Source organism: Vibrio sp. 1557 (assembly GCF_033340175.1).
GTDB classification, from domain to species: Bacteria; Pseudomonadota; Gammaproteobacteria; order Enterobacterales; family Vibrionaceae; genus Vibrio; species Vibrio alginolyticus.
Map to the genome: position 1 here is coordinate 1 of NZ_JAWOVZ010000194.1, position 1,201 is coordinate 1,201.

2 protein-coding genes are annotated in these 1,201 nt (G+C 47.6%); both read right to left on the reverse strand.

The window, feature by feature from the left end; all coding sequences use genetic code 11:
- Positions 1–31 precede the first annotated feature (31 nt).
- Positions 32–1,072 carry a YcjF family protein gene (locus R7070_RS25790; protein ID WP_024702476.1) on the reverse strand — a complete coding sequence of 347 codons (1,041 nt, stop codon included), beginning with the start codon at positions 1,070–1,072 and terminating at the stop codon, positions 32–34.
- Positions 1,069–1,201, reverse strand: a 133-nt coding sequence (locus R7070_RS25795) for a YcjX family protein (protein WP_318141462.1), incomplete at its 5' end; no start/stop codon positions are given. The genes R7070_RS25795 and R7070_RS25790, both read right to left, overlap by 4 nt.

A 1,201-nucleotide genomic window follows, 5' to 3' on the forward strand; every position in this document is an offset into this window, starting at 1 on the left:
AAGCAATCCTATCGGTCAAAGGTGATATTCGTTATGGTTTCATAGTGATTGATGCAACTTTAGCCACCACGGCTTTGCGGATAGTCCCGAGTTTGACTTGGCGATCAGGATACCAAGGAAGCGGACGCAGTAAGGCCATTGCTTTCAATCCTAAACGCGCAGTAAGAATCCCCACGCCGAGCCCCTGCCCTGCACGAGCAGATACTTTGCCAGCAAGATCCATCGACATCAAATCCATACCAGCGTCAATGGCTAACTCACTTGCGCCTGCCGCTGCCATATTGACGAATACCGCTCTCAATAGCTTGATGCGCGAAGCATAACCTAATTCAACGCCATACACTTTGGATAAGTTATCGATCATTTTGAAGTTTCGCCACGCCACCAGCAACATATCAGCGGCGGCGAGTGGACTTACCGCAACTAGCGCAGCAGACTCAGTCGCGTGCTGAGAAACCACTTTTGTAGCCAGCTTGTCTTGTTGACTAACGACCATAGAATCGTACATATCAAGGATTTCCGCATCACTGTGTGCTGGGTTAATGCTGTTCTGCCAGCGATCAAAGCCTGGGTTTTCTGCTAATACACCACTCTGTTCTGCCACCTTTTCGCAAAACACCTTGCCTTTACCCACACTGTCACTGTGAACGAGCAGTTCGGCTTCTTCCTGAATGCTGAAATGATTTCTTAATTTACGTAGCTTCCAGAGTTCTTTACCGATGGCACCTAGGCCCAATGAAGCCACTGCAGTAATGAAACCCGCCCAACCTAATGCTAGCCAGTCAGCCGTTTGCACCGCAGTGACAACTGAGTCCACAGCCTGCCACCCGACCAATCCGGCAAAAGTAGCAAACACGCCGGTTGCGAGCCATTTTCTGCCCGGCCTAGGACGAATCACGTGTTCAAGTTGCAGTTCTTGTTCGGTTTCAATTCGATCTTCTTCTATCTTTACTGGTACAAAAGTTTCTTTTTCACTGAATGTCTTTTGCGCCGTTAACTCTGGTGAATCCGATTGCTGCTCTTTCTCTAGTGCTTTTTCAGAGAAAATTTGTTTCTGCTTCAATTCGCTCATTTCAATTTGTCTCCTAGCAGATAATCCAGTGCTTTATCTAGACGTATGTGTTTCATCGGTTCATCACTTGCTGACGGCATAGGACGGAAGGAAGTAAAGTCGAAACCACTGTTTTGCCAATAGGCAGCA